Origin of the sequence: Colidextribacter sp. OB.20 (assembly GCF_009911595.1) — a bacterium.
Taxonomy (GTDB): Bacteria; Bacillota; Clostridia; order Oscillospirales; family Oscillospiraceae; genus Lawsonibacter.
This window is the reverse complement of the sequence record NZ_QWKG01000119.1, coordinates 1-4,050: the sequence shown is the minus strand read 5'-3', so window position 1 is coordinate 4,050 and position 4,050 is coordinate 1. Positions and strand designations below refer to the sequence as shown.

2 protein-coding genes are annotated in these 4,050 nt (G+C 58.5%); both read right to left on the bottom strand.

Annotation, left to right across the window (positions count from 1 at the left end; all coding sequences use genetic code 11):
• Nucleotides 1-3,563 (bottom strand): SpaA isopeptide-forming pilin-related protein (locus tag D1641_RS18525; RefSeq protein WP_279285726.1); only part of this gene is annotated, 3,563 nt, incomplete at its 3' end.
• A gap of 77 nt (nt 3,564-3,640) precedes the next feature.
• On the bottom strand, nt 3,641-4,050 hold a 410-nt coding region (locus tag D1641_RS18520), incomplete at its 5' end, for a CAP domain-containing protein (protein WP_160668429.1).

The following is a 4,050-nucleotide window of genomic DNA, read 5'->3' as shown; positions in this document are numbered from 1 at the left end:
TGCGGGGTGGGGTCCGCCTGATAATTGTCCGGGGCCTTGACCTCGGACACCACATAGGTTCCGGGGAGCAGCTTGGAGAGGACGATCTGGCCGCTGCGGTCAGTGGTATAGAGGCCGTTGGAAGAAGTCAGGCCCTCATTGTCCGGGGTCAGCTCCCCATTGGCGTTGGTGATTTTGAACTGAGCGCCGGAGAGGGGCAGCTTGGTCACGCTGTCGTACTTCTCCACGATCAGCCCGCCCTTGGGGGTGTTGGTGACAATGACAGTCTGTGTGTCGCCGTTGGCTCCAATGACCACGTTGGTGCTGGGGCTGTCCATGACGTAGCCCGCCGGGGCCTTTGTTTCCGTCAGTACATAGGCACCCGGCGCGAGGTTGGTAATGCGGATTTCGCCGTTGCTGTCAGTGGTGAACAGGCCGTTTTGTGTCAGGGTGCTGGTGCCGATTACGCCGTCCAGTCCCACCTCGCAGCCTGCGGCAGTAGCCACGCGAAACTCTGCGCCGGGGAGGGGCTGGCCGGTGAGACTGTCCCGTTTCTGAATAATCAGACTGCCCTTCGGCTGATTCTTAAAAGTGAGGGTGACGGTTCGGCCCTCCTGGATCTGCACCGTCTGGCTTTGCGTGTCGATGATAAAACCGGCAGGGGCGCGGGTTTCCGTGACTACCACGCTCTTGCCGGGTTTCAGGCCGGGGATGCGGATTTCGCCGTTCTCGTCGGTGCGGTAGATGCCGTTGCTGTCGCCAATCAATGTCCCGTCCGCATAGGTGATCTTGAACTCGGCGTCCTGGAGGGTGATGCTGGGATTGACGGAACATACCTTTCTGACAAGTAAAATTCCGTCCGGGGAGTTGTCAAAGCGGACAGTGACAACGCTCTGCTCCCCGCTGTCAGCCAGGTATACCGTTTCAGAGGCATTGATGATGCTGTACCCGTCCGCGGGGCTGACTTCCTCCACGACGTAAGTGCCGCTTTTCAGCCCCGTCCAAATGGCGGTGCCGTTCTTCCCGGTCACTTTCTGCCCGATCACAGTACCGCCCGTGCCGGAAGTCCTGCCCAGGTAGCGAAGCTGGAAGGTGCATCCGGGCAGGGCCGCATGGGTCACACTGTCGTACTTCTCAACAATAATTGCGTTCAGCGGTTCATTCTGGAATGTCAGGGTCTTGCTCTCACCGCCGTGAATGATAACGCGCTGGGTGGTGGGCTCCTTCATCTGGAAACCGGGGGCGGGGGCCACCTCGGTCACAGTGTACTCGCCGGGGTACATTTTCTTGCCCTGCTCATGCACCTTGATCTGGCCGTTGGCGTCGGTAAAGATATACCCGTAGTCAATGGAGCCGGGGGCATCCGCCGCCTCGCCGTTGGACGTGAAAGTAACATGGAATTTGGCCCCCTCAATGGGAGCGCCCGCCACGCTGTCCTCCTTGAAAATGGTTAGCTCCGGGGCCTTGTGGTCTTTGAATGTCACGGTCTTTTCGTCGCCGGGGTTTAGGCTGACCGTCTGCTCCCGGTCGGCATTTTTGCTGGGGAGGTAGTAGGGCGCAGGGACGGACTTCTCCGTGATTTTATAGGAGCCGGGAGCCACCCGCAGGGAAACGGTGCCGTCCGCGCCGGTGGTCACGTCGTTGCGGTAGTCGCTGCTGACGCCCTCAATCGTGAACACGGTGCCGGGGATGATGTCGTTTGTATCAGCGTCGATTTTGGCGATGGTCAAAAGGGGCTGCTTCAGGTTGTCGAAAATCAGCTCACGATTTTCACCGGGTCCCAGGTATATGGTCTGCATAGGTTCATCCCCCACCACATAGGGGTCAGGGACAGACTTCTCAATCACCTCATAGCTGTCCACGGGGATATTGGAGAGGACGGCCCTGCCGTCCGGGCCGGTGGTCACATCGTTGTGGTAGCCATAGTGGATGCCCTTGATTTCAAAGACAGTTCCGGGGATGACCTCCTTGGTCTGGGCGTCCCGCTTGAGGATGGTGAGGTTTGGCAGCTTCTTGTCCGCTGCCGTCACGGTGACAGTGCCGCCGCCGTTGATGGTGGCCTGATCCACATGGGCGATGACCGGCTCGGTCAGCGTGGCGTAGGGGGCCGGGGCGGACACCTCCACAAAAGCGTACATCCCCTCGGTCACATCAGTGACGGTGATGGAGCCGTCCGCTTTGGTGGCCTCCGTGCCGATGATCTGGCCGTCCTTCACGATGTTGAACACAGCGCCGGGGAGAGGGTTATCGCTGTCATCCAGCTTGATAAGTTTTACCTTTACCTTGGCGTCGTTCTCAAAAACCAGGGCCACATCGGTCTTGCCGTCCCAGCGGAAAGACTGCTTAACTTTGCTGGTTTCCGGGCTTTTGGTGTAGCCCTCCGGGGGGGTGACTTCCTCGGCGGTGTAGCTGCCGATGGGCATATCCTTCCAGGGAACGTCGGTCAGGTAGCCGCCCTCGCCGGTAACGTAGGTGCCGGTAAAGTCATTGTCTACGCCCTCAATTTTAATGACCGCCCCGGCAAGGCCCTTAGTGGGGTCGTCCGCGTCCACCTTGCGGATGCTGCCCTCGCCGGTGATTTCCGGGCTGTCCGCAAAGGTGACAGTCACGGTCTTATCACTGCCGCTGGGCAGGACAACATACTGCGGCCCCGCGTTGTCGATCTCGTAGCCCTCCGGGGCCTCCAGTTCGGTCACGGCGTAAGTGCCCGCCTCCAGCTTTGGTACGGTAACAGTGCCATCGCCGCCTGTCACCACTTCCTTGGAGTAAGACCCGTTTTCAGAAGAAACCAAAAAACGCGCTCCGGGCAGGCCCTTATTGGGGTTGGTGCTGTCCACTTTCTTGATAATCAGGCTGTACAGCTCTCGTGTGATGTTCAGCTCGCCCACCATGACGGCCTGCACATCGTTGGCGGGGTGGTAGCTGGAGCCGGGGCCGGTGTAGGCGTATTCACGGACCTCACACTCTCCCCATACGCCCTGCGCCCCTAAATCCAAAATGTATTGGGCGCGGTCGCGGAAAGAGATGCCGTCTATCAGCTCGTCAATATTGGAATAATTTGTGTGTTCCAGATTATTGTATACACACATCAGTTCCTCAGCGCAGGCGGTGGCAGGGTCAGACAGCAGACCGGCCTTGTAGCGCCAGACGATAGCCTGCACCCAGGCGTTCATGGTCCAGGTGTAGTCGCTGCCCCACACCTCGTCACTGCCCAACGCTTTGGCCTGATCGGTAAATACGCCGGTGGAGTGACAGTAAAAGTAGGCCATCATTGTTTTGACGGTAGGATCAGAGATGGGCTTGGGGTTGCCCCAGGTGTGACCCTTCAAGGACCAGCCCATGCCCTTGCCTTTTTCTGCACAGAAGCCCATCGTACTCTTTCCGTTGAGGCCGAAGTGCATCTGATGGAGATAGCACTCGCCCAGGGCCGGGGAATCGTACTTAGTCCCGCTGTAAGCGCAGTCATCCATCTTGATGGTGTCCGGCATGGCGGCAAAGGCTGTGGCGGGCAGCAGGCCCAGCACACAGACCAGCGCCAGCAGAGTTGCAATCAGGCGGTTTCGGGGGAAATGGAATTTTTTCATGGTTTCAGCCTCCTTATAGGCATGGAAACAGCCTTCCAGCTTGTGCGCTGAAAGGCTGTTTTCCGGTTCATATTTGATTACGCATAGAAATTGACGCTGTTGGGTATTCCAACAAACATATAGCAGTAGGTCACGCCGTCAACCTGAGTCACGCCCACGCCAATACAGTCGCAGATTGGGTCAATCATGGTCTGGAAGTGGCCGGGAGAATTGATCCAGTTATCCAGGGCGTGTTGGGCGGCGTCCTCTGTGCCGGTGAACACAGTGAGGTTGTCGCCAAATCCGTAGGGATAACCAGCGTCGGCAGCGGCTTTGCCCTCCTCCTGGGCGTGATGCCATGTGTATTGCCGGTCGGAACAGGCTTGGGCGGCGTTCATCAGCGCCTCGCTAACGGGCAGCTCCGACACGCCGTTAGCCCTCCGGGTCTGATTGATAAGCTGTATCAACTCCTGCCGCACATCCAGATTTTCCGGCTGACTTGTGCTGT